The sequence below is a fragment of the Streptomyces sp. NPDC050264 genome (assembly GCF_040655895.1).
GTDB lineage: Bacteria > Actinomycetota > Actinomycetes > Streptomycetales > Streptomycetaceae > Streptomyces.
In genome coordinates, this window is the sequence record NZ_JBFAKV010000020.1 from 1 (window position 1) to 25,421 (window position 25,421).

Genomic DNA, 25,421 nt, shown 5'->3' on the forward strand with positions numbered 1-25,421 from the left:
GACAGGAGGAATAATCCCGTCCGTTCACAGCGTCCTCGCTGTGCGCCTGCCAGCCGCAAGGGCCGACAGGACTTTTTCAAAGGAACCTCGTCCCGGCCGTGACGGCCGGAGACGGGGTAATCAACATATCTGGCGTTGACTTTTGGCACGCTGTTGAGTTCTCAAGGAACGGACGCTTCCTTTGTACTCACCCTCTCGGGCTTTCCTCCGGGCGCTTCCCTTCGGTCTTGCGTTTCCGACTCTATCAGATCTTTCCGATCCGATTTCCTCGGGATTTTGCTCCGCTTTCCAGGAATTCCGCTTTTCGCGGTTTCCTTTCCGGCGGGATGGAACACTACCAGGCTTTTCTTGACCGTCTGACCACTCATCTGCGGACATGCAGAAGCTGATCGAAGATAAGGTTTGACTTGATAGATGCTGCCGGGATGAAGGACGCTCGATGGCGTCGGACGGCCCCAGGCAGGAGTACGACAGTACATGGGGCCGGGGTGCGGCGCAAATCGTTTGCCGGGTGTCCCTACGACTGCCAACCGGTACCTCTCGTGCGGAACCGGGACTTTTTATGACTTACGCTTCTGAACAGTACGTCGTCCACGACACGCAGTGACGACGACCATGAATCTCGGCCCCCTGGGAGGCTTGCCATGACCAGTGTGACGTCCCCTCTTGAAGGACGCGCCATCGGGCTCTCCGCTGTTCCTGACCCGGTGTTCTCCGGTGCGATGGTCGGCCCCGGCACCGCCATCGACCCCATCCGCGAGCCCTCCGAGGCCGTCGCTCCCGTCAGCGGCATCGTTGTGTCCCTGCACCCGCACGCCTTCGTCGTCGTGGACGAGGAGGGTCACGGGGTGCTGACGCACCTGGGCATCGACACCGTCCAGCTCAATGGCGAGGGCTTCGAGCTGCTCGTCAACAAGGGTGACACCGTCCAGCGAGGCCAGGCCGTGGTCCGCTGGAACCCGGCCGCGGTCGAGGCCGCGGGCAAGTCGCCGGTGTGCCCGGTCGTCGCGCTCGAGGCCAGCGCCGAATCGCTGGCTGACGTCGCCGAGAGCGGCGACCTCAAGTCCGGCGACGCTCTCTTCAGCTGGAAGTGAGCCGGACGTCGTCACTGGCGGCCGGCAGGAATACCATCGCGGCGGCTCGGCCCGCCGCACTATCGGAGACGGGTGAGATGGAGACAACGCTTCGGGGCGTCGGCGTGAGCCACGGTGTGGCGATCGGCGAGGTTCGGCACATGGGGACTGCGGTGCTCGAGCCGCCGGCCAAGCAGATTCCGCCGGAGGAGGCCGAGCGCGAGCAGGGGCGCGCCCGCCAGGCCGTCGAAGCCGTCGCGGCCGACCTGATCGCCCGCGGCAATCTGGCCGGTGGCGAGGCGCAGGCGGTGCTCGAGGCCCAGGCCATGATCGCTCAGGACCCTGAGCTCATCGCCGATGTCGACCGTCGTATCACCGTCGGCAGCACGGCCGAGCGTGGGATCTATGACGCGTTCTCGCACTACCGCGAACTTCTGGCGGGCGCCGGCGAGTACATGGCCGGTCGGGTGGCGGACCTCGACGACGTGCGGAACCGCATCGTGGCCCGCTTGTTGGGTGTTCCGATGCCCGGCGTCCCGGACAGCGACAAGCCGTATGTGCTCATCGCCCGTGACCTGGCGCCCGCGGACACCGCGCTGCTGGACCCCACGCTCGTGCTCGGCTTCGTCACCGAGGAAGGCGGGCCGACCAGCCACAGCGCGATCCTGGCCCGTGCTCTCGGAGTGCCTGCCATTGTGGCGCTGCCGGGCGCCGGTGAGCTGGCGGAGGGCACCGTCGTGGCTGTCGACGGCAGCACCGGCGAGATCTTCGTGGACCCGACGCCGGAGAAGCGGGCCGCTCTGGAGGCCTCGGCCGCCGAGCGCAAGGCGGCGCTGGCCGGCTCGACCGGCCCGGGTGCCACCTCGGACGGGCACAAGGTACCGCTGCTCGCCAACATCGGTGGTCCGGCTGACGTCCCGGCCGCCGTCGAGGCGGGTGCCGAGGGTGTCGGTCTCTTCCGCACCGAGTTCCTCTTCCTCGATGACAGCAAGCAGGCACCGACCGAGGAGAAGCAGGTCGAGGCCTACCGTCAGGTACTCGAGGCGTTTCCCGAGGGCCGTGTCGTCGTGCGGGTGCTGGATGCCGGCGCCGACAAGCCGCTGGACTTCCTCACCCCCGCCGACGAGCCCAACCCGGCTCTGGGCGTGCGTGGCCTGCGGTCGCTCCTCGACCACCCCGAGGTGCTGCGTACGCAGCTGACCGCGCTGGCCAAGGCCGTCGAGGGGCTGCCGGTATACCTCGAGGTCATGGCTCCGATGGTGGCCGACCGGGCCGACGCCAAGGCGTTCGCCGATGCCTGCCGTGAGGCCGGTCTGCAGGCCAAGTACGGTGCGATGGTGGAGATTCCGTCCGCCGCGCTGCGTGCGCGCTCCGTGCTGCAGGAGGTCGAATTCCTGTCGCTGGGCACCAACGACCTGGCCCAGTACACGTTCGCGGCGGACCGTCAGGTCGGCGCCGTCTCGCGTCTGCAGGACCCGTGGCAGCCCGCACTGCTCGACCTGGTCGCGCTGTCCGCCGACGCGGCGCGGGCGGAGGGCAAGAGCTGTGGCGTGTGCGGCGAGGCCGCGTCCGACCCGCTTCTGGCCTGTGTGCTGACCGGTCTGGGTGTCACCTCTCTTTCCATGGGTGCCGCGTCGATTCCGTATGTCCGGGCGACGCTCGGCAAGTACACGCTGGCCCAGTGTGAGCGTGCGGCTGCCGCTGCCCGCGCCGCGGACTCCGCCGAAGAGGCCCGTTCGGCCGCGCAGGCCGTGTTGTCCGGCGAGTAGTCGCCCGCGCACGCTGTCTCTCCTGAGGGCGCTCCACCTGTGGGTGGGGCGCCCTCAGGGCGTTTCCCGCCGGGTCGGTCAGTGGTGGTGCCGGCTCTCGGGGGCCGGGTCCTCCACTTCGGGTGCGGTGCAGTAGTCGACTCCGGGTTCCGGTGCCGTCAGATCACCGGAGAAGGCGTCGGTGCAGTACGCGTCGAAGACCTGGGCCGCGGTCAGCTGCTTGAGGTTCTCGTCCTTGAGGCGCCAGCCGTAGACGCGGTCGCTCTTGTCGGCGGTGGTGCGGACTACCAGTGCGCAGGGCCCCTCGGTGACGATGGCCAGCGCCATCACGGTCGTGAGCTCCATCGCCGCGCTCTCCTCGAGGCGGACGGTGCCGGGCGTGGCGGCATCGACGTGGAGCACCGCCAGCAGCGTCTGCTTTCCCGTGGGGACGCTGCACACCCAGTGGTGGGCGCCTTCTCCGATGGTGTCGATCACCCGGGCCACCAGATACGAGGCGCGCGCGAAGGCTGCCCGTCCCATGTCCTGCCCGCATACCGCGCAGGGGCCGATGCGGGCGAGGACGGAGGAGGCGTACTCCCAGGTCGCCCGGCGGACGGCTTCCTCCACGAGGTCCGGGACGAGGTCGGCCAGGGGCTGGCCCTCGTACGGGATCGACGGGCCGGTCGAGGCCAGTTCCGCCGTGAAGCGCGTACGGCTGATCGGGGTGTCGGGTTCGAGGCCTGCGTCCGCGCAGAACTCGGCGTACTCCCCGGGGTCGAAGAGCGCGACCGTGGTGTGGCCTCCTGCCGCGGCCAGGGATTTGAGGAGTTCTTCCACCTGCCGCAGATACGCGGTGTGGTCGTCGAAGGTGAAGCTGCGGTAGCGCCGCATCTCCGTGAAGTCCTGCTCGTCGGCCAACAGGCCGATCGTGCCCGCGACTTCGCGGCGCAGGATGTGCCGTGTGCCCGTCGTCCGGCTGTGCTGGGTGCCCGCCATGATTCCCCCTGAGTACGCTCGTCGATCATTGCTCACTCAGAGTAATCGTCGGCACTGACAACGCCGTGGGGGCGGCTCGCACGGCCGGACGCCGGGTGGCCGTCAGGCTCGCTTGCGGGCGATCTCCTCGTAGAAACGGAGCAGTTCGAGGTTGTCGATTGAGCCGGGGTTGACCGCCTTTTCGAGCGGGGTGCCCTGCAGGAGGCGCTTCACCGGGACTTCGATGCGTTTGCCGGTGAGGGTGTGCGGGACGCCCGGGGCTTCGATGATCTCGTCGGGGACGTGCCGCGGGGAGAGCTGTTCGCGGATGGTCAGTTTGATCCGGGCGCGCAGGTCGTCGTCGAGGACAGCGCCGGGGGCGAGGTGCACGAAGAGCGGCATCCAGTAGCCGCCGTCCGGCTGTTCCAGGCCGATGACGAGCGACTCGCGGATTTCGGGGAGGCGCTCCACCGCTTCGTAGATGTCCGCGGAACCCATGCGGACGCCTTGCCTGTTGAGGGTGGAGTCGGAGCGGCCGTGGATGACGACGGAGCCTCGGGAGGTGACGGTGATCCAGTCGCCGTGTCGCCAGACTCCGGGGTAGGTGTCGAAGTAGCTGTCGTGGTAGCGGCTGCCGTCGGGGTCGTTCCAGAAGCGGATCGGCATGGAGGGCATGGGGTTGGTGACGACGAGTTCACCGACCTCGTCGACGACCGGGTTTCCCTCGTGGTCCCAGGCCTGCAGGTCGGTGCCGAGGCCGGGGGCCTGGAGCTCGCCGATGTACACGGGGAGCGTGGCCACGGCTCCGGCGAAGCAGGAGCAGACGTCGGTGCCGCCGCTGACCGAGGCGATCCAGAGGTCGGCGCGGACCTCGTCGTGCAGCCAGCGGAAGCCGTCCGGTGGGAGCGGGGATCCTGTCGTGGCCACGCACTTCACGCGGGACAGGTCGTGGTCGTGGGAGGGGCGCACGCCGGCCTTGCGGCAGGCCATGACGTACGCGGCGGAGGTGCCGAAGAGGGTCGCTCCGGTGCGTTCGGCGATGGACCACTGTGCGCCGGTCCCGGGGAAGCCGGGGCTTCCGTCGTAGGTGACGATCGTGGTGCCGGTGAGGAGGCCGGAGACGAGGAAGTTCCACATCATCCAGCCCGTGGACGTGTACCAGAAGAAGCGGTCGTCGGGGCCGAGGTCGCAGTGCAGGCCGAGCTGCTTGAGGTGTTCGACGAGGATGCCGCCCTGTGACTGGACGATGGCCTTGGGCAGACCGGTCGTGCCGGAGGAGTAGAGCACCCAGAGAGGGTGGTCGAAAGGCACCTCTTCGTAGACGGGTGTCACGTCGGCGGAGGTGAGCGCCGACCATGCGAGGGCGCCTTCCGGGGCTTCGCTTCCCAGGAGAGGGATGTGCACCACGCCGCGCAGGGAGGGCAGTTCGGAGCGGAGTTCCGTCACGGTGTCGCGGCGGTCGTGTTCCTTGCCTCCGTAGCGGTAGCCGTCGACGGCGAACAGGACGACGGGCTCGACCTGCTGGAATCGGTCCAGGACGCTGCGGGCCCCGAAGTCGGGGGCGCACGATGTCCATACAGCGCCGACGGTCGCGCTGGCCAGGAGGGCGACGACGGCTTCGGGGATGTTGGGCAGGTAGCCGCTGACGCGGTCACCGGGACGTACGCCCAGGGTGCGCAGTTCGGCGGCGAGCGAGCCGACCTGCCGACGCAGTTCCGTCCAGGTGACGGGGCGCTGCTCCTGCGTCTCGTCCACGTGCAGGATGGCGGGGGTGTCCGCGCGCGCGGGGTCGTCGGCGGTGCGCAGCGCGTGGGCCGCGTAGTTCACGGTGGCTCCGGGGAACCACTCGGCGCCGGGCATCGCTCGGCTGCCCAGTACGCGCGCGTAGGGGTGGGTGAACCGCACGTCGAACCAGTCGGTGACGGCTTTCCAGAACGTGTCGAGTTCGGTGACGGACCAGCGGTGCAGTGCCTCGTAGCCGCCCTCCGCGGGCGCTCCGTGCTGTTCGGCGGCCCAGGCCTGGAACCGGGTGACCTGCGCGTCGGCGATCTGCTGCTCGTCGGGCTGCCAGAGCGGGGCGGGGTTCGCTGTGGTCATGGGGCGGCTCCTGGTAATACGCGGTGTGCGCGTCGTCGGCGCACACGGGCTGGGGTGTGCGCGTGAGGCGGCTGACAGGACGATGCCACGTGATCGACTTCGACACCAGGGTGTGCCCCACACAGTCCGTGCTGTGCAGATGTGCCGCGGCCACGGGTGAACGGAAGTTGAACGCGCCACGCGCGCGTGGCGCCGAGTGGCAGGGTGAGCAGCATGAACGGTCGTGACCTGGTGCGCTCGGTGAAGGCGGTCTCTGTGGTGGGGCCGGCCCGGGGGCTGCGCGCAGTGCGGGCCTCATGGCGGCAGCGTCGGGCGGAATCCGTGGGGCTCGCGCAAAGGGGTCCCGAGCGGGCCCGGGTCCCGGGGGACGTGGTCGGGGTGGATCCCGAGCCGGGCGGCGGTGTGGTGCGTTTCGAGCGGTCGCGTGTGCGGGTCGTGGTCACGGCGAGCGGCGCCGTGTTCTGGGGGTGGGACGGGGCCGGGCCCACGCCGTCCTACGGCCTGGCCGGTGGGTGCCCTGAGGCGGATCCGCGGGCCGTTCTGGAGCCGGACAAGGACGGTGGCTGGCGCGTGGTGTCCGAGCGGGCGACCGTGGCGGTGTCGCGGCACGGCGCCGTCCAGGTGTGCACACCGGGCGGCGTGATGCTGCGTCGTGATCTGCCGCCGCGCTGGTGGGAGCCCGAGGGCGGCGGAGAGGCACGGTGGGTGCAGCGCTCGGAGGTCTCCGCGGACGCACGGTTCTTCGGGCTCGGGGCGCGCGCGGCGGGTCCTCGGTTGCGGGACGGTACGTACGCCTTGTGGAACGCCGATCCGGGCGGTCCGGACAGTCCCGGGGACGATCCGCTGTCGATCACGATGCCGGTGCAGATGGTGGTCGCCGACGCGGGCACGCACCTGGTGTTCTACGACAGCACGTGGGACGGCACGGTGAGTCTGCGAGAGGGTCGTGAGGGCGCGGGGTCGGGGCACGATCGGCCGGGTACGGGTGAACTGCGCGTCGAGGGCGGCCCGTTGCGGTGCTGGGTCGTGGTGGGCACGCCCGCGCGTGTTCTTCATACGTGGGCGCAGTTGACAGGTGCCGCGGCCGTGCCGCCTTCGTGGGCGCTGGGTCATCACTATGCGCGTCGGCATGTCGGCAGCGAGGAGGAGGTGCGGCAGATCGTCGCCGCCTACAAGGAGCGCGCCCTGCCGCTGGACGCCGTGCATGTGGACATCGACCCTCATGCGGCGCGGCGGACTTCCGCCGACGACCCGGAACGCTTCTCCTCCTTGTCCCGTCTCACTGAGGACGTGCACGGAGACGGCGTCCGGTTGGTGTCCGTCGTCGATCCGGCGGTCAGGGCCGAGCGCGGGGGTGCGGCGTTCGACGCGGGACGGTCGATCGACGCCTTTGTGCGGGACGGGGCGGGCCACCTGATACGCGGGGTCGTGCGGCCTGGTGAGTCGGTGTACCCGGACTTCACCGCGAAGGGTGTCCGCAAGTGGTGGGGCGGGCTGTACGAGGAGCGCCTGGCACAGGGTTTCTCCGGGTTCCGGCACGGCAGGAACGAGGCCATGTCCTCCGCCGCGTTCGGCCCGGTGCTGCCCCGGTCGGCGCGGCACGCGCTGGAGGGTGGCGGCGGTGACCATCGTGAGGCGCACAACGTCTACGGCCTGTGCATGGCCCGGGCGGGCTACGAGGGGCTGCGTGAACTCCAGCCACGGGAGCGGCCGTTCGTGCTCTCCCGTTCCGGCTGGGCGGGAATGCAGCGCTACGGAGGGGCATGGTCGGGGGACCTGGCAGCCGGGTGGCCAGGGTTGCGTGCCTCACTGTCCCTGGTGATCGGTCTCGGGCTGTGCGGCGTGCCGTACTCGGGGCCTTATGTAGGCGAGTTCGAGGGGGATCCGTCTCCCGAGCTCTACTTGCGCCGGCTTCAACTGAGTGCCTATTTGCCGCTGTTCTTCGCGCACTCGGCGTCGCCGGCGGGTCGGCGGGAGCCCTGGGCCTTCGGTGACGAGGTGTTGGGGCACGCGCGCGTGGTGCTGGACGAGCGGCGTCGTCTCCTCCCCTACTTCATGACGCTCGCTCACCTCGCTCGGCGTACGGGTGCTCCCTATGTGCGCCCCTTGTGGTGGGGGGCTCCGGAGGAGCGCGGTCTGCGGGACTGCGAGGACGCCTTCTTGTTGGGGGACTGCCTGCTGGTCGCTCCTGTGCTGGAGCCGGGAGATGAGCGGCGAACCGTGCGGCTGCCCGGTGGACGCTGGTACGACACGGCGACCGGCGCGGCGTTCGAGGGCCCTGGGCAGGTGACGGTCGATGCCCCCTTGTCGCGTGTTCCGGTGCTGGCTCGCGCCGGCGCGGTGCTTCCCGTACGAGGCGGGAGCGGTGCGATCGAGCTGGAGGTGTGGGCTCCGGAGGCCGGTCGTACGGGTGGTGGCCTTCTCGTACCGGATGCGGGTAACGGGTGGGAGGAGCCCGCGGCCGAGCGGTTTCGGGTGCGCTGGAGCCAGGGGCGGGTGGTCGTGGAGGAGGAGGGTGGGGACGGCGGCGCACCGCCGTACCCGGTACGTGTGCGCGGCCTCTGAACGCTTTTCAGCGGGCTCTCGGGCCGGTCACGTCGTTCACATGTAGCGGCCGTCGAACCATGCCTTGACTGCCAGGGTGTGCAGGGGGAAGGCCAGTTCGGCCGGGCGGCGCAGGAGGTGCCAGCCGGCCGTCTCGTCCGTCGGGGCGCTGACGGGCAGCTGCGCGGCCGGGCGTTCGGGCAGCGCCCCGAAGAGCAGGAGGTGGCCGTCCGGGGCGCTCAGGGCGTCCACGAGGCGTACGTCGCGGCCAGCCGCGTCGATGCCCGTCTCCTCCTTGAGCTCGCGGACGACGGCCTGCCGCCAGTCCTCCCGGTCGTCGATGAACCCGCCGGGCAGCGCGGGCTCCCCGCGCGCGGGCGCGATGGTGCGGGTGATCACGACCAGGGCCGTGCCGTCCGCGTCGTACACGGGCTGCAGGGCGATCGCGACGGGCAGGGGGTTGCGGTAGGCGACGGAGTCGCAGGCCGGGCAGGTACGCGGCCAGCCGGTCGTTTCGATCCCGTAGGCGGCCCCGCAGCTCGAACAGTGGGAATCCGGCACGGGGTTGATCGTGGGGTGGGTTGATGCGGACACGGCGCGGACTGTATCCGATCACTCGTGCACGGGCTTCCCCGGAGGGGTGATCTCCTGGTAGATCCAGGGGCCATGACGCGAACTGCCACCGCCCTACGGAAACTCGCCGCCATGACGGCCGCCGCGCTGCTCGGCGTGGTCGCCGCCCCGTCGACCGCTCATGCGACGTCCGAGCCGAAGGCGCCCGAGGACTTCGTCGCTCTCCGCGACATGGACCCGACGATCATTCAGGAGATGCGCTACTACACGGAGCACGACTTCGTGGGTGCGCCGGTCGACGGCTACAAGAAGCCGATGTGCATCGTTACGAGACCTGCCGCGAAGGCTCTCCACAAGGCGCAGGTCACGCTCCTGAAGAGGGGTTACTCCCTGAAGGTGTACGACTGTTATCGGCCGCAGCGGGCGGTCGACCACTTCGTGCGGTGGGCCAAGGATCTCGACGACCAGAAGATGAAGGCGGAGTTCTATCCGCGGGTCGACAAGACGCGCTTGTTCGCTGACGGTTACATCGCGGAGAAGTCGGGGCACAGTCGCGGCTCCACGGTCGATCTCACCCTCGTGAAGCTGCCGGCCCGGCCGACGCGTCCTTACGTGCCCGGGGAGCGGCTCGCTGCCTGTTATGGGCCGAAGGCGGACCGGTTCCCCGACAACTCCGTGGACATGGGCACGGGGTTCGACTGCTTCGACACGCTCGCTCACACGGATGATCCGCGCATCCAGGATGTGCAGCGGACCAACCGGGATCTGCTGCGGGACACGCTCTCGGGGCAGGGGTTCGTCAACCTGCCCGAGGAGTGGTGGCACTTCACGTACAAGCCCGAGCTCTTCCCCGACACCTACTTCGACTTCCCGGTCTCCCGGCGGTCCCTCACCGGCCGGTGAGGAGAGGCGCGGCCGGAACCACCCCCGTGGGCCCCGGCCGCGCTCTCACCGATTACACGGACGCACAGAAGGCGCACACGGTTCTGCGGGACCCCTGACGTCATCCGGCTGCCCGTGCCACACTTCTGACGTTCCGTCAGATCTGCTGCCGGGGAGGAACTGTGGCGCGTGCGCGTACACCCGTCGTGACCGATTGGTTCGCCGGGGAAGGGGACGACTTCCGCCTGCTGGGGACACGCTGCTCGGCGTGTGCGTCGGTGTTCTTCCCGCGCGAGGACGCGTCGTGCCGCAATCCCGGCTGCGCGGGCGGCGACCTGGACGAGGTGCCGCTGTCGCGGCGCGGACGGGTCTGGTCGTACACCGACGCCCGCTACCGGCCGCCGGCGCCGTACGTCTCGGATCGGGAACTTCCCTGGCGGCCCTACACGTTGATCGCTGTGGAGCTTGCGGCAGAGCGACTCGTGGTGCTCGGCCAGGGAGTGCCCGGGATCTCCGTGACCGATCTGGAGGTCGGCATGGAGGTGGAGGTCGTACCGGGCGTGCTGAGCGAGGACGGGGACGACGAGAGCGGCACGGCCTGGACGACATGGCACTGGCGGCCGACGGGGGTGACGGCATGACGCAGGACGTGGCGGTGCTCGGCGCGGGCATGCACCCCTGGGGCAAATGGGGGCGGAGCTTCATCGAGTACGGGACGGCGGCGGCGCGGGCCGCGCTGGCCGACGCGGGCATGGACTGGCGGGACGTGGGCTCCGTGGTCGGCGCGGGCACGATGCGCGGCGGCTATCCGGGCTATGTGGCGGGGGCGACGTTCGCGAAGGCCCTCGGCTGGCAGGGGGCGCGGGTCGCGAGTGTGTACGCGGCATGCGCTTCGGGGGCGCAGGCGGTCAACACGGCGCGGGCGCAGATTCTTTCGGGGCTGGCCGGCGTCGTACTCGTGGTGGGGGCGGATGCCGCTCCCAAGGGCTTCTTCCGCCCCGCGGGCGGGGAGCGGCCCGATGACCCTGACTGGCTGCGCTTCCGGGTGCTGGGGGCGACGAACCCGACGTATTTCGGCCTTTACGCCCGCCGCCGCATGGCCCTGCACGGCGACACCCTGGAGGACTTCGCCCAGGTCAAGGTGAAGAACGCGGCATCCGGAGCGCTCAACCCGAATGCGCGGTACCGCACCGCGGTGACGGCCGAGGAGGTCGCCGGATCCGCCGTCGTGGCCGATCCGCTGCGCCTGCTCGACATCTGCGCGACCTCGGACGGGGGCGCGGCGCTGGTGCTGTCCAGCATGGAGTTCGCGCGTCGGCACGGGGCCGCGGACCCGGTCCGTATCCGGGCCGTTTCCACGGTGACGCCGACCTATCCCAACACCGTCCTGGACCTTCCCGACATCGCCACGGATTCGGCCGCCGGCGCCGAGCCGCGCGGGCCGGTCTTCCGGGCCTCGATCGCCCACGCCGCCTACGAAGAGGCCGGAATCGGACCGGAGGACCTGTCGCTCGCGGAGGTCTACGACCTGTCCACCGCCCTGGAGTTGCAGTGGTACGAGGACCTCGGGCTGTGCGGCGGGGGTGAGGGGGCCAAGCTGCTCCGTGAGGGCGTGACCGCGCTCGGCGGCCGCATACCGGTGAACGCCAGCGGCGGGCTCGCCTCCTTCGGCGAGGCGGTTCCGGCGCAGGCGATCGCCCAGGTCTGCGAGCTGACATGGCAGTTGCGGGGCACGGCCGGTGCCCGGCAGGTGGCGGGGGCCCGGGTCGGGATCACCGCCAACCAGGGGCTGTTCGGCCACGGCTCGTCGGTCGTCGCCGTGCGCTGATCCCGCGCGGTACGGGCACGAACCGTACCGGTGCGTGCGGTACCGGCACACGGTGTACGGGCAGGTGCCGCATGCTCCGCACCGGCGACCCAACTCCCTTGTGCAGGAGGGAACTTAGAGGATGGCTTGCCACCGGTTAACCGGTGCGGTCCGCGACCTTGACGCTCCAGTACGGCCGGTGAACACTTCCGGGTGTCAGTCGGCATCGCCGCATGCCGGCCCACCGCCCACTCGGGTTCTTTGTCTGCCCTGGGGGCGCTGCCTGCCGTGTTGTGGCAGGTCGGGCCGCTCCCCCCACGATCGGCGGCTGTGCGGGCACGCTCGTCACGGAGGCCGGGCGGGGTGCGGCACACACCCTTGCCGTCGGCTGAAGTCGCCAGAACCAGCCATGGGAAACGCACCCTGCACGGAGGACCGGGGCGAGGGCCCCGGGCGAGGGCCTAGGAGCCGCCATGAGCAATGGAGACATCTTCGTCGGTGAGGTCATCGGCACCGCCATTCTGATCCTTTTCGGCGCGGGCGTCTGCGCCGCAGTCACCCTCAAATACTCCAAGGCGAGGGCCTCCGGGTGGATCGTCATCGCGTTCGGCTGGGGCTTCGGCGTCCTCGCCGGGGCGTACACGGCCGCGCCGCTCTCGGGCGGCCACCTCAACCCCGCCGTCACCCTCGGCATCGCCGTCGACACCGGCAAGTGGGACAAGGTCTGGGTCTATCTGTGCGGCCAGATGGTCGGGGCGATGCTGGGCGCCGTCCTCGCGTACCTGGTCTATCTCGCGCAGTTCAACGCCAATGTGGGCGCGGGCGCGAAGAGCGCGGAGGGCGCGGCGACCGGTGCGGGCGAGGACGGACCGACCCCGACGCTGGGGATCTTCTCGACGATCCCGGAGATCCGGAACCCGGTCGCGAACCTGATCACGGAGATCATCGCGACGATGGCGCTGGTCCTGCCCGTCCTCGCCTTCGGGCTGACCAAGGGGCTGGGCGAGTCGGGCACGCAGGTGCTGGTCGTGGCACTGGTCGTGGTGGGCATCGGTCTGTCGCTCGGCGGGCCCACGGGCTACGCGATCAACCCGGCCCGTGACCTGGGCCCGCGCATCGTGCACCAGTTCCTGCCCATCCCGAACAAGGGCACCTCCGACTGGGGTTACGCACTCATCCCGGTCGTCGGACCACTCTTCGGCGGAGCGCTCGCGGGCGTCATCTACAACGCAGCGTTCTGAAGCGCGGCTTCCGAAGCACACACGACAACTCTCTCCCGCACGACCGTCTCCTCACGAAGGGGTAGCCATGCCCGACAACTCCGTGAAGTACGTCGCCGCCATCGACCAGGGCACCACCTCCAGCCGTTGCATCATCTTCAACCACGCCGGCGAGATCGTCGCCGTCGACCAGCGCGAGCATCGCCAGATCTTCCCCAAGCCCGGCTGGGTGGAGCACGACGCCTCCGAGATCTGGTCCAAGGTCCAGGCCGTGGTCGCCGGTGCACTCGCCAAGGCGGGCCTGCGGGCCGACCAGCTCAGCGCGCTCGGCATCACCAACCAGCGCGAGACGACGGTCCTGTGGGACCGTGCGACCGGCAAACCGGTGCACAACGCGATCGTGTGGCAGGACACGCGGACCTCGGCGCTGTGCAAGGAGCTGGGCGGCACGGACGGTCAGGACCGGTTCCGCGACCGGACCGGTCTGCCGCTGGCCAGCTACTTCTCCGGGCCGAAGGCCGCCTGGCTCCTCGACAACGTGCCCGGCCTTCGGGCCCGCGCGGAGCGGGGCGAGATCGCCTTCGGCACGATCGACTCGTGGCTGATCTGGAACCTGACCGGCGGCACCGACGGCGGCGTGCACGTCACGGACGTCACCAACGCCGGGCGCACCATGCTGATGAACCTGGAGACCCTCCAGTGGGATCCCTCGATCCTGTCGGCGATGAACGTCCCCGAGGCGGTCCTCCCGGAGATCCGTTCGTCCGCCGAGGTGTACGGCACGGCGGTGGGCCAGCTCTCCGGCGTGCCCGTCGCCTCCGCGCTGGGCGACCAGCAGGCGGCGGTCTTCGGGCAGGCCTGTTACGACACGGGCACGGCGAAGAACACGTACGGGACGGGCAGTTTCCTGCTGCTCAACACCGGTGACCGGCCGGTGCCCTCGAAGAACGGGCTGCTCACCACCATGGGGTACAAGATCGGCTCCGAGCCGCCCGTGTACTGCCTGGAGGGCGCGATCGCGATCACCGGCGCCCTGGTGCAGTGGTTCCGTGATCAGCTCGGCATCATCAAGACCGCCGACGAGATCGAGGCGCTGGCGGCGAGCGTCGACGACAACGGCGGGGCGTACATCGTGCCGGCGTTCTCCGGCCTGTTCGCGCCGTACTGGCGCTCCGACGCGCGGGGTGTCGTCACGGGCCTGACCCGGTACGTCACCAAGGGGCATCTGGCCCGTGCCGTACTGGAGGCGACGAGCTGGCAGACCCGCGAGGTCGTCGACGCCATGTACCAGGACTCCGGAGTGCAGATCACGACCCTCAAGGTCGACGGCGGCATGACGAAGAACAACCTTCTGATGCAGCACCAGGCGGATGTGCTCGGGGTGCCCGTCATCCGGCCCAGGATCTCCGAGACGACGTGTCTGGGTGCCGCGTACGCCGCGGGGCTCGCGACGGGCGTGTGGAACGACCTGGACGAACTGAAGGCCCACTGGCAGCGGGACGCCGAGTGGTCGCCGTCGATGGACGCGCAGGTCCGGGACCGTGAATACCAGAACTGGCGCAAGGCGGTGGAGAAGAGCTTCGGCTGGCACGAGGAGGAAGGGGCCGGGGCGTAAGTCCCCCGAGTGCACCAAGCCGCCCCGCGCGCGTAGTGGCGTAGGACGTCTCTACGCGCGCGTGGTGCGCTGTACGGCTCTGTACGGGGTCAGGTCACCGCGGGCTGCCGGCGGCGGGCGGCCGCCGCCGCGGCGTGCTCGACGACGTCGATGAGGACGTTCTTCACGGAGTCCTTCTCCCGTGCGTCGCACAGGACGACGGGGACGCCCGCGTCCAGGTCGAGCGCCTGCCGCACCGAGTCGGCGGGGTAACGGTCGGCTCCCTCGAAGCAGTTGACGCCGATCACGAAGGGGATGGAGCGCCGCTCGAAGTAGTCGACGGCGGCGAAGCAGTCCTCCAGACGGCGGGTGTCGGCGAGGACGACGGCGCCCAGCGCTCCGGTGGCGAGTTCGTCCCACAGGAACCAGAAGCGGTCCTGGCCCGGGGTGCCGAACAGGTAGAGGACCAGGTCCTTGCGGACCGTGATCCGGCCGAAGTCCATGGCAACCGTGGTGGTGTGCTTGCCCTCGACGCCCTGGGTGTCGTCGACGGGCCGGCCCGCCTCGCTCAGTAACTCCTCCGTGCGCAGGGGCCTGATCTCGCTGACCGCGCCGACGAGCGTGGTCTTGCCCACGCCGAAGCCGCCGGCCACCAGGATCTTGAGCGTGACGGGCTCGACGGGGCCCTTGCCACGCTCGGAACGCCCGAAGATCATGGGTTGTCTCTCCTGCCTCACTGATGTCGCTGGGTGCTGTGCAAGGCCCTGTCAGAGGGCTCTGAGGCCGTCGATGACGTCGCGCAGAATGCTCTCGTCGGGCAGTTCCGCGGGCGGCACGGGGCGGGTCACATGGACCAGTTCGTCGTCGACCAGATCGCCTATGAGGACGCGTACCACGCCTACGGGCAGGTCGAGTTCCGCGGCGAGTTCGGCGACCGACTGCGGGGCGTCCTGACAGAGTCCGACGATGTCGACGTGCTCCGGCGACAGGGTCTGGTCGGCCACCGGGTCGTCGTCACGGGACTCCGCGACGACGACCGCGATCAGGTCGAGGCGGTGCTGGGCCGCGCTGGTGGTGCGGCCGCGTGTCATGGCATACGGACGCACTACGGGTCCGGCCTCGTCGTCGAACCAGTGGTGCGTCTCCTGCGTCCCCTCACCGTCTGCGCTCATGCCGTCCCACTACCCCCCAGCAGGCTGATCCGCGCGCGGAGCCGTCCCCAGATGTGCGCCCACCCGCTTGACCAGCAGGGTCATCTCGTAGGCGACGAGACCGACGTCGGAGTCCGCGTCGGACAGGACCGCGAGACAGCTGCCGTCACCGGCCGCGGTGACGAACAGGAAGGCGTCGTCGAGTTCGACGACGGTCTGCCGGACGCTCCCCGCCTCGAAGTGCCGCCCGACCCCCTTGGCGAGGCTGTGGAAGCCGGAGGCGACGGCGGCGAGATGTTCGCTGTCCTCCCGGCTGAGGTCCTTGGAGACCCCCGTCGGCAGCCCGTCCCCGGAGAGGACGAGCGCCTTGCGGATGCTGGCGACACGTTCGACCAGGTCGTCGAGGAGCCAGTTGAGCTCCCCCGAACCACCGTTCGTGGTGTGCGCGGTGGCCTTCGGTGCGGTCATCGACCGTCCCCCTCAGAAGTCGTTCCCTGTGCTGTGCCGTCGGCGCTGTTGTCGCTCTCGGCGTTCTCCTCGCGGCCGCGCCGCCAGCCACGCTGGAGCGAGGCCATCCGGTCGCGTACCTCGTCGGCGTCCCGGTCGGCGGGCGGTGCGGAGACTGGTTCGTCGCGGGCCGTCGCGCGGTCACCGCGCAGATCGGGCCCGTCCTTCAACTGCGGGGCCAGGTTGGCCTGTCGTACCCGCTTGGGCAGGCCCCCGGTCATGGGACCCGGCTGCTGCTCGGGCTCGCTCGGCGCCGCTGCCCTGGCGCGCCTCCTGGGGAGGTCCGTCAAGGGCGCCGGCGGGGTGTCGCGGAGCCCGTCGCCGCTGCCGCGGTCGTGCCGCTCCCCCGGTTCCCCGGCGCCGCCGCGGTCGAGCGAGGCGGGGCGGGTGCGCGTGACGGGCCGGCCGTGCGAGCTGACGAGCTTGGGGGCTCGGCGGCGCGGCAGCGGTACGAGTCCCTCCGGCGTCGCGTCGCGCCCCGTGCCGTGGCCGCTGCCGGGCTCGTCGGCCTGCTGGTGCTGCTCGCCGGAGCTTCCCGCGACGGGGCGGCGGGGGCGGAACAGGGCGCCGCGTTCGCTGTCGTCGTCGCCCAGGGCTCCCGGGAAGGGGGTCATGTCGGAGGTGCTCAGCGGCGCTTCGAGCTCGATCGGGCCGTCCAGCACGGAGGCGGGCAGTCCGGGCAGTCCGTCGGACGTGTTGAGGCCGGCCGGGGTCACCAGCCGCGCCGCGTCGGGCCGGTCGAGGCGGAACCCGGTGCCTTCGGTGTCGGGGGCGTCCGTGAGCAGCGCGTCCGGGATGAAGACGACCGCGGTCGTGCCTCCGTACGGGGACGGTTGCAGGGAGACGCGGACGTTCTGCCGTTGCGCGAGGCGGCTGACGACGAAGAGGCCGAGCCGGTCGGTGTCGGACAGTTCGAACTCGGGGGTCTCGGCGAGCCGCAGGTTGGCGTCGAGGAGGCCGTCGGCGGCCATGCCGAGGCCGCGGTCGTGGATCTCCAGCGTGAAGCCGTTGGCGACGCGCTCGCCGAGGACCTGGACGGCGGTGTGCGGCGGCGAGAACACCGTGGCGTTCTCCAGGAGTTCGGCCACGAGGTGGGTGAGGTCGGCGACGGCGGGTCCGGTCACCGCGATCCGCGGCAGGCGGCGCACCTCGATGCGCTCGTAGTCCTCGACCTCGGCGACGGAGGCCCGCACGATGTCCATGAGCTGTACGGGTTTGCGCCACTGCCGGGAGGGGGCGGACCCGGAGAGGATCACGAGGCCCTCGGCGTGGCGGCGCATGCGGGTGGTCAGGTGGTCGAGGCGGAACAGGTCGGCGAGTTCGTCGGTGTCGTCGGTCCTGCGTTCCATGGCGTCGAGCAGGGTCAGCTGCTTGTGGAGGAGGACCTGGCTGCGGCGGGCGAGGTTGACGAACACCTCGGAGACACCGCGGCGCAACTCTGCCTGTTTCACGGCCGCTTCGACGGCGGAGCGCTGCAGGGTGTTGAGGGCCTGGCCGACCTGCCCGATCTCGTTCTTGTCGTATTCGAGGCGCGGGGCCTCGGTCTCGATGTCGACCTCCTCGCCCGCGGCGAGGCGGCGCATGACGCCCGGCAGCCGGACGCCCGAGGCCTCATGGGCTTCCAGGCGCAGACGGCGCAGGTCGCGGACGAGACCGCGCCCGATACGGACCGACATGAACAGGGAGACGAGCAGGGCGAGCAGGCCGAGCACGCCGGCGATCCCGGCCCGCAGGAACACCTTGACGGCGACCGGGCGGGCCCGGTCCTGGTAGCGCTCGGCGGCCGCGGTGTCGCGGTCGGAGAGCTCGTCGAGGACCTGCCCGGAGGCCTTGTCCCAGCTTGCGGCGGTGACGCCCTTGGGCGTGCCGGGCGCGCCGTTCACGACGGCGTTCTCTGCGGTGCGCAGCGGGTTGGTGTCGGGGCTGCGCCAGTAGCGCTGGAAGCGGGCGCGTTCGTCGGCGGGAAGCAGCGCGAGATTCGCGTCGTACAGGAGGGTGCGCTGGGCCACGAGGTCGGAGAGCCGGCGCAGCTCTTCCTGGGTGAGCCGGCCGGCGACGAGGCCGGAGCCGAGCAACGCGTCTTCCCTGGAGAGCAGTTCGCGGGCCTCGATGACGCCGACGACGGCGCGGCCCTGGCGTTCCACCGTGGAGTCGTCGAGCGCGGTGAGGTCGAGGAGGAAGTCGTACGTCGGCTCGATCAGGCGGGTGTAGAAGGTCAGGGCCTGTGCTCGGGTGACGGTTCCGTCGTCGACGTTCCTGCGCAGCGACTCAATGCCTTCGAAGCCCTCGACGGCGGCGTCCAGTACGCCGCGTGCGGCGCCGCTCAGATTGTCGCGCAGGCCCGCGTCGGCGGCCTTCTCCTTGATCCGGGACATCTGCTCGTCGGAGGCGGAGCGCCGGGTCCGCAGGGCGGACTGGGCGTCCGAGGCCCGGGGGTCGGCGAGATAGACGAGGGTCTGCCGGCGTTCCTCCTGCAGGGCGCGGCCGGTGTCGACCAGCGGATAGCCGATCGCGTCGGCGCTCCTGCCCGCTGAGAACAGCTGCATGGCGGCGCGCCCCGTGATCACTGAGGCGAACGCCCAGATCGCTGTCAGCGACAGGAGCGGTACCAGCAGCAACGCCACGATCTTCCGGCGGATGGACTTCCCGCGAAAGCGCATGGCCTCCCCCAGATCGGCCCCGGGTGGTCAGGGGCACACATGTGCGTCAACAAACGGCGCGAGCCTACTACTGACACAGGAGTAACTCGAAGGCCCGTCCGGACACTGTCCGGTCCGCTGCCCAGGTGGACGCCCCGAGTTGTCCGGGCATTGGGGGAGATTGCATCCCGAGAATCCGGACTGGACCGGCGATCAAAATCGGACGACACCGAGCGGCAGTTGGCTTGAAATCTTCGGTTCGGACCTCTGGGTCGGGGCAGTTGCCCGGATCCGGGAATCTTCCCGGGCTGTTGTTCGTCTTCTTCATCGAACGCTTCACATGCACTGATTGCTTCGCAGGATGTGGATGGGGCACGGGGAGGGCACCGAGAGGTGGCCTGAAGCAGAGCAAACCGGGCAGTCACTGTGCAGGCCGGTGCGTGGCATCGCGTCTGGGGCCGGCATCGGATCCGGGGCCTGGTAGCTGTGGGGAGTGATGTGGTGATGGATGCGGCGGGGCAGAGGGAATTGTGGGTCGAGGAGCCGGCGAAGCGGCGCCGGATGCCCGACCCGGTCCGGAAGGCGGCGGTGCGGGCCGTCCTGATCAGCGCGCTCACGCTGATACAGGCGATGGTCGCCTTCTTGTGCACGCTCGCCGATTCCTGGCTGGCGTTCCCCATGGTGCTCAGCAGCGTGGCCAGCACGGTGGTGGCGACGTGGGGCGTGCTCGACGTCTGGGTGACGCGCCAGGTGTGGAACCAGCGGCACGGTGTCGTCTCGGTGCCGTCCAGCACGGCTCGTCAACTGCGCAAGGAGCGGCGCCGGGCCCGCCGGGCGGCGCGGCAGGCGCCGGAGAGCATACGGAGGCACGGTGGGGCCGGGCAGTTGACGCATACGTGAGATGAGATGCGGACGTTGAGCCGTAGCCATCGCCGTAGCTGTGATTGTGGTTGTGGTTGTGGTTGTGGTTGTGGCCGTAGCTGTAGCTGTAGCTGTAGCTGTATACGAGACTGCGGAGTCGGCCGAGCTGACCCGCGTGCCCGTGCCACGAGTGGGAGCCGCCGGTGCTCAGCTGCCCCCGACCGCCCCCATCACCGGAACCGGAGCCTTGGCCGGAGCCGGAGCCGGGTCCCGCGTTTCGGCGCGGGCCAGTTCACGCCGGATCTTGGTGAAGGGGCGGGGCATGTCGAGCGCGAGGACGGCGGTGGTGATCCCGTCGCGCTCGTAGTGTGCGAGGAAGCGGCCGTCCCGCGGCGAGCCCTCCACGATGCGGACGAGGTCGCCCTCGCGGCGGCGTCCGGCGAACTGGATGCGGGAGCCGTACTGGTCCGACCAGAAGTAGGGCAGTGGATCCGCCCGCTCCACGGTGCGGCCGGCCAGCAGATTGCGTACGGCGACCCGGGGTTGGGCCGTGGCGCTGGTCCAGTGCTCGGCGCGCGCGCCGCCGACGCGGGCCACGTCGCCGACGGCCACGATCTGGGGCAGCGCCGTGACGCAGCCGTCGTCGCAGAGCACTCCGTCGTCGCAGCGCACGCCGTCGCGCACGGCTGTCGTCGAGCCGGACAGCCAGTCGGTGTTCGGCACGGCACCGATGCCGACGACGACGACGTCGGCCGGGAGCGTCCGGCCGTCCCTGAGGACCACGCCCATCACGCGGGGAGCGTTCGCGTGAGGACCATCGGCGGCCGGCTCGGCACTGCCGGTGCACGGCGCGCCGAGCAGCTCCGCCACGCCCACTCCGGTGAACAGCCGCGCTCCCCCGCGACATTGCAACTCCGCGCAGACCGACGCCAGTTCGGGGCCAAGCTGGGGCAGCAGGGGCAGTGGCGCGGCCTCGACGACGGTGACGTGGTGGCCGAGTGCGATGCAGGAGGAGGCGGTCTCGGCGCCGATGAAGCCGCCGCCGATGACGACGACCCGCTGGGGACCGCGCAGCAGGTCGGCGCGGAGGCAGCGGGCATCGTCGAGCGTGCGCAGGGTGTGCACGCCTGCGAGGCGCGGGCCCGGCAGCCGTCGGGCACGCGCGCCGGTGGCGATGACGACGCCGTCGCCGCACACGGCCCGGCCGTCCTCCAGGAGCACGGTGCGTGCCTGGGCGTCGAGCCCGGCCGCTCGCACACCGAGCAGCCATTCGGCGCCGAGTTCCCGGGTCTCCTCGGCATCACAGAGGGCGAGTCGGCCCTCACCGGCCCGGCCGGTGAGGAAGTCCTTGGACAGTGGGGGCCGGTCGTACGGCGGGTGCGGCTCCTCTCCCACGATCACCAGACGCCCGTCGAAACCCTGGGCACGCAACTCGCGTGCCGCGTACAGCCCGGCGAGGGAAGCGCCGACCACGGTCACGGTCCTCATGAGGCAGTGCCCTTCTCTGTGCTGACGGGTGGCTACGCCGCATTGCCAGCCGGAGCCGTAGCCGAGGTAGAGGTAGAGGTAGGGGTAGGGGTAGAGGTAGAGGTAGAGATGGAAGCTGCGGGGTGGACGTGGATCACGCCGTCGTCGACGGTCACCCGGTGGGTGCGGACGGGGCGGCGGGCCGGCAGACAAGTGGCCTGTCCGGTGCGGAGATCGAATGAAGCCTCGTGGAGCGGGCATTCAACCTGACAGCCCTCCAGCCAGCCCTCGGACAGCGAGGCGTCCTGGTGGGTGCAGGTGTCGTCGATGGCGTACAGCTTCCCCTCCGCGTGGAACACCGCGATGGGCGGCACGGTGTCGACGCGGACGGACTCGCCCACGGGGAGGTCTTCAAGGCGGCAGACGGGTATCACGGGCCCCCCTCTTGATCCGGGACTCTTCGGTAACATGATGTTTCACATCGCGCACGAGGGAGCGCACTGCGCAACAGAATCCGAGTCGGGTGCCCTTCGCGTCAAGGGCTTCTCGAAGATGCGTCCCGGCAACGGGGCGCCAGGTCGCGAGAGTTGAGCCATGCCACGCAAGCAACCGCAGACCGAGCCGGGTACATCCGATCCGTCGAACGCGCCGGAATCCTCACACGCGCCGGAACCCGCGCCGGGATCCTCGACCGCGTCGGGCGCGGAGAAGTCGCCCAGAGGCGCGGCCGGCGCCGTCCAGTCCGTGGATCGTGCCGTGAGCGTCCTGGAGAGCCTCGCCCGGCACGGCGAGGCCGGAGTCACCGAGATCGCCGACGAGTTGGGTGTGCACAAGTCCACGGCATTCCGGCTGCTCGGCGTGTTGGAGAACCGCGGCCTGGTCGGGCAGGCCAAGGAGCGCGGCAAGTACTACCTGGGGGCGGGCATGCTGCGCCTCGCGGGGGCGGCGGCGGTACGCCTGGACATCTCGCAGGAGGGCGGCCCGGTCTGCCGTGAACTCGCGGACGAGCTGGGCGAGACGGTGAACATCGCGGTGCTCGACGAGGACATGGCGGTCAACATCATGCAGGCGCGCGGCGCCGCGTCCGTGACCGCGCAGAACTGGCTCGGCCGGCGTACCCCGTTGCATGCCACGTCCAGCGGCAAGGTGCTGTTCGCGTACCAGTCGCAGGTGATGCGCGAGGGGCTGCTGGCGCGCACGCTGCCGCGGTTCACCGAGCACACGATCACCGGCACGACCGCGCTGCGCGCCGAACTGGAGACGGTGCAGGAGCAGGGATTCGCCGTCGCCGTCGAGGAGTTGGAACTCGGACTCGCCGCGGTGGCCGCGCCCGCCCGTTCCCACGACGGCAAGGTCATCGGGGCGATCAGCGTGTCGGGGCCGGTCTACCGACTGACCGAGGAGAGCCTGCCGGCGCTCGCCAAGCGCGTCGTCGCGGCCGCCGCCGAACTCTCCCGCCGGCTGGGCCACGGCTTCTGAGGGAGTCCGCGGGAACGACCGCTCCGCGAGCCGCGGGGCGCCGAACGCGTTTCCCGCCTCGCGCCATGGCGCCCTTTTGCGAGGGCTTGGCGCCCGCCCCTTGACGAGGCCTCGACGACGTTCCCACTATGGCTCCCATCGTCTCTCATCGCGTCTCTCATCACGCAACCGATCCTGCGATACGCAACAGCGCAGGGCGCGAACAACGACTGCCTCCCCTTCCTGTCCGGGCACGCGGCGGCCGACCCCGTCGAGACCGTTCACGTACATCCTGAGCAGGTCACTTCTTAGGAGGGACATGTCCAGCGCTCCCGAATCCGGCTCCCCGAAGGTCGTCGTCATCGGCGCGGGAATCGTCGGCTGCTCGCTCGCCGACGAGCTCACCGCACGCGGCCTGCACGACGTGACCGTCCTCGACCAGGGCCCGCTCCCGGCGCCCGGCGGCTCGACCTCGCACGCGCCCGGGCTCGTCTTCCAGACCAGCCCGTCCAAGACCCTGACCGCGTTCGCGCGCTACACGGTGGAGAAGTTCTCCGCCCTCGAAGTGGACGGCCTGCCGTGCTTCCACCAGGTGGGCGGCCTGGAACTGGCGACCACCCCCGAGCGCTGGGCCGACCTGCACCGCAAGGCGGGCTGGGCGGCTTCCTGGGGCGTGCGCGGGGAGTTGGTCTCCCCCGCCCGCTGCAAGGAACTCTGGCCCCTTGTCGACGAGTCGATGATTCTCGGCGGCTTCCACACGCCCGACGACGGTCTGGCCCGGGCCGTGCTGGCCGCCCGCGCGCAGCTGCGCCGCGCTGAGGAACGCGGCGCACGTTTCCTCGACCGTCACACCGTCACCGGCATCGAGCAGGCGGACGGCCGCGTCACCGGAGTCGTCACCGACCGCGGCTCGTTCGCCGCCACCCATGTCGTGTCCGCGGCCGGCTTCTGGGGCCCGGTGATCGGCCGGATGGCGGGCGTCGGCGTGCCGCTGCTGCCGCTCGCCCACCAGTACGCGCGGACGAAGCCACTGCCTGAGCTCGCCGGGGCGAACGATCCGCGCACCGAGGCCTCGAAGCCGATCCTCCGCTTCCAGGACCGCGACCTGTACTTCCGTGAGCACACCGACCGCATCGGCATCGGCAGCTACGCCCACCGGCCCCTGCCCGTCGACCCGTTCGCGGTGCTCTCCTACGACGACGCGCGCGCCAGGGCCCTGGACATGCCGTCGTCGCTCCCCTTCACCGAGGAGGACTGGGCGCCCAGTTGGGAGACGTGCCGGACGCTGCTGCCCGCGCTGCGGGACACCGACATCGAGGAGGGCTTCAACGGCGTCTTCTCCTTCACCCCCGACGGCATGCCGGTGCTGGGCGAGTCCCGGGCGCTGCGCGGCTTCTGGCTCGCGGAGGCGGTGTGGGTGACGCATTCGGCGGGGGTCGCGAAGGCGGTCGCCGAGTCGATGGTGGACGGGCACGCCTCGGTCGACCTGCACGAATGCGACGTGCACCGGTTCGAGGACGCACACCGTTCGCCCGCGTACGTGCGCGACCGCGGGGCGCAGCAGTTCGTCGAGGTGTACGACGTCATCCACCCGCTGCAGCCGATGGAGCGGCCGCGTCCGCTGCGCGTCAGCCCGTTCCACGCCCGGCAGCGGGAGCTGGGCGCGTACTTCCTGGAGGGCGGCGGCTGGGAGCGTCCGCACTGGTACGAGGCGAACGCCCCGCTCGTCGAAGAGTCCGGCAGGCGCGAGGGGCAGGAGCGCGATCCCTGGTCGGCCCGCTACTGGTCGCCCGTCGTCGCCGCGGAGGCGCGGGCCACCCGTGAGCGGGTCGCCCTGTACGACATGACCCCGCTGCGCCGCCTGGAAGTCACCGGACCCGGCGCGCTCGCGTTCCTGCAGCGCATGACGACCAACAACGTCGCGAAGAGGCCGGGCGCGGTGACGTACAGCCTGCTTCTCGACGAGAAGGGCGGGATCCGCTCGGACCTGACCGTGGCCCGGCTCACCGCCGACCGCTTCCAGGTGGGCGCCAACTCCCCCGCTGATCAGGTGTGGTTGGAGCGGCACGCCCCCGATGACGTCCGGATCCGCGACATCACCTCCGGTACCTGCTGCGTCGGTGTGTGGGGCCCGCTCGCCCGAGCCCTCGTCCAGCCTCTGACCCGCGACGACTTCTCGCACGAGGGCTTCGGCTATTTCCGCGCCAAGGAGACGTACGTCGGGCACGTCCCCGTCACGGCGCTGCGCCTGAGCTACGTGGGCGAACTGGGCTGGGAGCTGTACACGACCGCCGATCTGGGGCTGCGTCTGTGGGACACGCTGTGGGAGGCGGGGCAGGAGCACGGCGTCGTCGCGGCCGGACGGTCGGCGTTCAACAGCCTGCGCCTGGAGAAGGGCTACCGCGCCTGGGGCGTCGACATGACCGAGGAGCACACCCCGTACGAGGCGGGGCTCGACTTCGCCGTGCGGATGGACCGCGGCGACTTCCACGGCCGCGCCGCACTCGAACAACTCCCGCCCCCGACACGACGGTTGACCGCACTGCTTCTCGACGACCCGTCCGCCGTGGTCCTCGGAAAGGAGCCCGTCCATCTGGACGGTGTCCCGTGCGGCTACGTCACCAGCGCCTCGTACGGCTACACCCTCGGCCGCTGCGTCGCGTACACGTGGCTGCCGCCGCTGCCGGCCGGATCCGCCGTGGACATCGAGTACTTCGGCGCGAAGGTCCCGGCCACCGTCGCCGACGAGCCGCTCTTCGACCCGAAGATGACCCGCATCCGCCGCTGAACGTTCCTTACGACCGCACCAGCCCTGGGAGGGC

At 70.5% G+C, this 25,421-nt stretch carries 19 protein-coding genes and 1 pseudogene; 11 read left to right on the plus strand and 9 right to left on the minus strand.

Annotation, left to right across the window (positions count from 1 at the left end):
• The first annotated feature begins 644 nt into the window (after positions 1–644).
• Both AB0J02_RS29980 and ptsP read left to right on the plus strand, forming a co-directional pair.
• A complete protein-coding gene (locus AB0J02_RS29980) occupies positions 645–1,094 on the plus strand; it encodes a PTS glucose transporter subunit IIA (RefSeq protein ID WP_363196936.1) in 450 nt (149 codons plus the stop codon).
• A 77-nt stretch (positions 1,095–1,171) separates the two neighbouring features.
• Entirely contained in the window at positions 1,172–2,842 is a 1,671-nt protein-coding gene (gene ptsP / locus AB0J02_RS29985) for a phosphoenolpyruvate--protein phosphotransferase (RefSeq protein ID WP_363196937.1), read from the plus strand.
• A 78-nt stretch (positions 2,843–2,920) separates the two neighbouring features.
• On the opposite strand, the gene AB0J02_RS29990 is transcribed toward ptsP, so the two are convergent.
• Together AB0J02_RS29990 and AB0J02_RS29995 are read right to left on the minus strand one after the other, a co-directional pair.
• Positions 2,921–3,820 carry a hypothetical protein gene (locus tag AB0J02_RS29990; RefSeq protein WP_363196938.1) on the minus strand — a complete coding sequence of 300 codons (900 nt, stop codon included), beginning with the start codon at positions 3,818–3,820 and terminating at the stop codon, positions 2,921–2,923.
• Between the two features lie 102 nt (positions 3,821–3,922).
• Positions 3,923–5,896, minus strand: a complete 1,974-nt coding sequence (locus tag AB0J02_RS29995; protein ID WP_363196939.1) for an acetoacetate--CoA ligase — start codon at positions 5,894–5,896, stop codon at positions 3,923–3,925.
• Between the two features lie 213 nt (positions 5,897–6,109).
• Between AB0J02_RS29995 and AB0J02_RS30000 the strand changes: the two genes are divergently transcribed.
• Complete coding sequence (locus tag AB0J02_RS30000; protein WP_363196940.1) at positions 6,110–8,461, plus strand: glycoside hydrolase family 31 protein; 2,352 nt, start codon at positions 6,110–6,112, stop codon at positions 8,459–8,461.
• 36 nt (positions 8,462–8,497) lie between these two features.
• On the opposite strand, the gene AB0J02_RS30005 is transcribed toward AB0J02_RS30000, so the two are convergent.
• Positions 8,498–9,034 (minus strand): NUDIX domain-containing protein, encoded by a 537-nt coding sequence (locus AB0J02_RS30005; RefSeq protein ID WP_363196941.1) that lies wholly within the window; start codon positions 9,032–9,034, stop codon positions 8,498–8,500.
• Positions 9,035–9,106: 72 nt separating this feature from the next.
• On the opposite strand from AB0J02_RS30005, the gene AB0J02_RS30010 reads away from it, so the two are divergent.
• From AB0J02_RS30010 to glpK, 5 genes are all read left to right on the plus strand, one after another.
• Positions 9,107–9,916 carry a M15 family metallopeptidase gene (locus tag AB0J02_RS30010; RefSeq protein ID WP_363196942.1) on the plus strand — a complete coding sequence of 270 codons (810 nt, stop codon included), beginning with the start codon at positions 9,107–9,109 and terminating at the stop codon, positions 9,914–9,916.
• A gap of 161 nt (positions 9,917–10,077) precedes the next feature.
• Entirely contained in the window at positions 10,078–10,536 is a 459-nt protein-coding gene (locus tag AB0J02_RS30015; RefSeq protein ID WP_363196943.1) for a zinc ribbon domain-containing protein, read from the plus strand.
• Positions 10,533–11,723, plus strand: a complete 1,191-nt coding sequence (locus AB0J02_RS30020; protein WP_363196944.1) for a lipid-transfer protein — start codon at positions 10,533–10,535, stop codon at positions 11,721–11,723. The genes AB0J02_RS30015 and AB0J02_RS30020 overlap by 4 nt, the downstream gene beginning before the upstream one ends.
• A 452-nt stretch (positions 11,724–12,175) precedes the next feature.
• Positions 12,176–12,943, plus strand: a complete 768-nt coding sequence (locus tag AB0J02_RS30025; protein WP_363196945.1) for an MIP/aquaporin family protein — start codon at positions 12,176–12,178, stop codon at positions 12,941–12,943.
• Between the two features lie 67 nt (positions 12,944–13,010).
• Positions 13,011–14,537 carry a glycerol kinase GlpK gene (glpK, locus tag AB0J02_RS30030; RefSeq protein WP_363196946.1) on the plus strand — a complete coding sequence of 509 codons (1,527 nt, stop codon included), beginning with the start codon at positions 13,011–13,013 and terminating at the stop codon, positions 14,535–14,537.
• An 89-nt stretch (positions 14,538–14,626) separates the two neighbouring features.
• Here glpK and AB0J02_RS30035 read toward each other — a convergent pair whose 3' ends face one another.
• The 4 genes from AB0J02_RS30035 to AB0J02_RS30050 are packed head-to-tail and all read right to left on the minus strand — an operon-like array spanning position 14,627 to position 18,834.
• Positions 14,627–15,232, minus strand: coding sequence for an ATP/GTP-binding protein (locus AB0J02_RS30035; protein WP_363196947.1), 606 nt, complete (start codon positions 15,230–15,232; stop codon positions 14,627–14,629).
• Positions 15,233–15,283: 51 nt separating this feature from the next.
• Entirely contained in the window at positions 15,284–15,688 is a 405-nt protein-coding gene (locus AB0J02_RS30040; RefSeq protein ID WP_363196948.1) for a DUF742 domain-containing protein, read from the minus strand.
• A gap of 9 nt (positions 15,689–15,697) precedes the next feature.
• Positions 15,698–16,135 (minus strand): roadblock/LC7 domain-containing protein, encoded by a 438-nt coding sequence (locus AB0J02_RS30045; protein ID WP_363196949.1) that lies wholly within the window; start codon positions 16,133–16,135, stop codon positions 15,698–15,700.
• A complete protein-coding gene (locus AB0J02_RS30050; RefSeq protein ID WP_363196950.1) occupies positions 16,132–18,834 on the minus strand; it encodes a nitrate- and nitrite sensing domain-containing protein in 2,703 nt (900 codons plus the stop codon). Before AB0J02_RS30050 ends, AB0J02_RS30045 begins: the two co-directional genes overlap by 4 nt.
• A gap of 507 nt (positions 18,835–19,341) precedes the next feature.
• Here AB0J02_RS30050 and AB0J02_RS30055 point away from each other — a divergent pair.
• A pseudogene (locus tag AB0J02_RS30055) lies at positions 19,342–19,713 on the plus strand (hypothetical protein); the annotation flags it as partial.
• A 168-nt stretch (positions 19,714–19,881) separates the two neighbouring features.
• Here AB0J02_RS30055 and AB0J02_RS30060 read toward each other — a convergent pair.
• Entirely contained in the window at positions 19,882–21,162 is a 1,281-nt protein-coding gene (locus tag AB0J02_RS30060) for an FAD-dependent oxidoreductase (protein ID WP_363196951.1), read from the minus strand.
• A gap of 32 nt (positions 21,163–21,194) precedes the next feature.
• The gene (locus AB0J02_RS30065; protein WP_363196952.1) at positions 21,195–21,575 is read right to left on the minus strand and encodes a bifunctional 3-phenylpropionate/cinnamic acid dioxygenase ferredoxin subunit; all 381 of its coding nucleotides are present in this window, start codon (positions 21,573–21,575) and stop codon (positions 21,195–21,197) included.
• Positions 21,576–21,885: 310 nt separating this feature from the next.
• Here AB0J02_RS30065 and AB0J02_RS30070 point away from each other — a divergent pair, with 310 nt between their 5' ends.
• Together AB0J02_RS30070 and AB0J02_RS30075 are read left to right on the plus strand one after the other, a co-directional pair.
• The gene (locus tag AB0J02_RS30070; RefSeq protein ID WP_363196953.1) at positions 21,886–22,620 is read left to right on the plus strand and encodes an IclR family transcriptional regulator; all 735 of its coding nucleotides are present in this window, start codon (positions 21,886–21,888) and stop codon (positions 22,618–22,620) included.
• A gap of 298 nt (positions 22,621–22,918) precedes the next feature.
• Positions 22,919–25,387, plus strand: a complete 2,469-nt coding sequence (locus AB0J02_RS30075) for an FAD-dependent oxidoreductase (protein ID WP_363196954.1) — start codon at positions 22,919–22,921, stop codon at positions 25,385–25,387.
• Positions 25,388–25,421 lie beyond the last annotated feature (34 nt).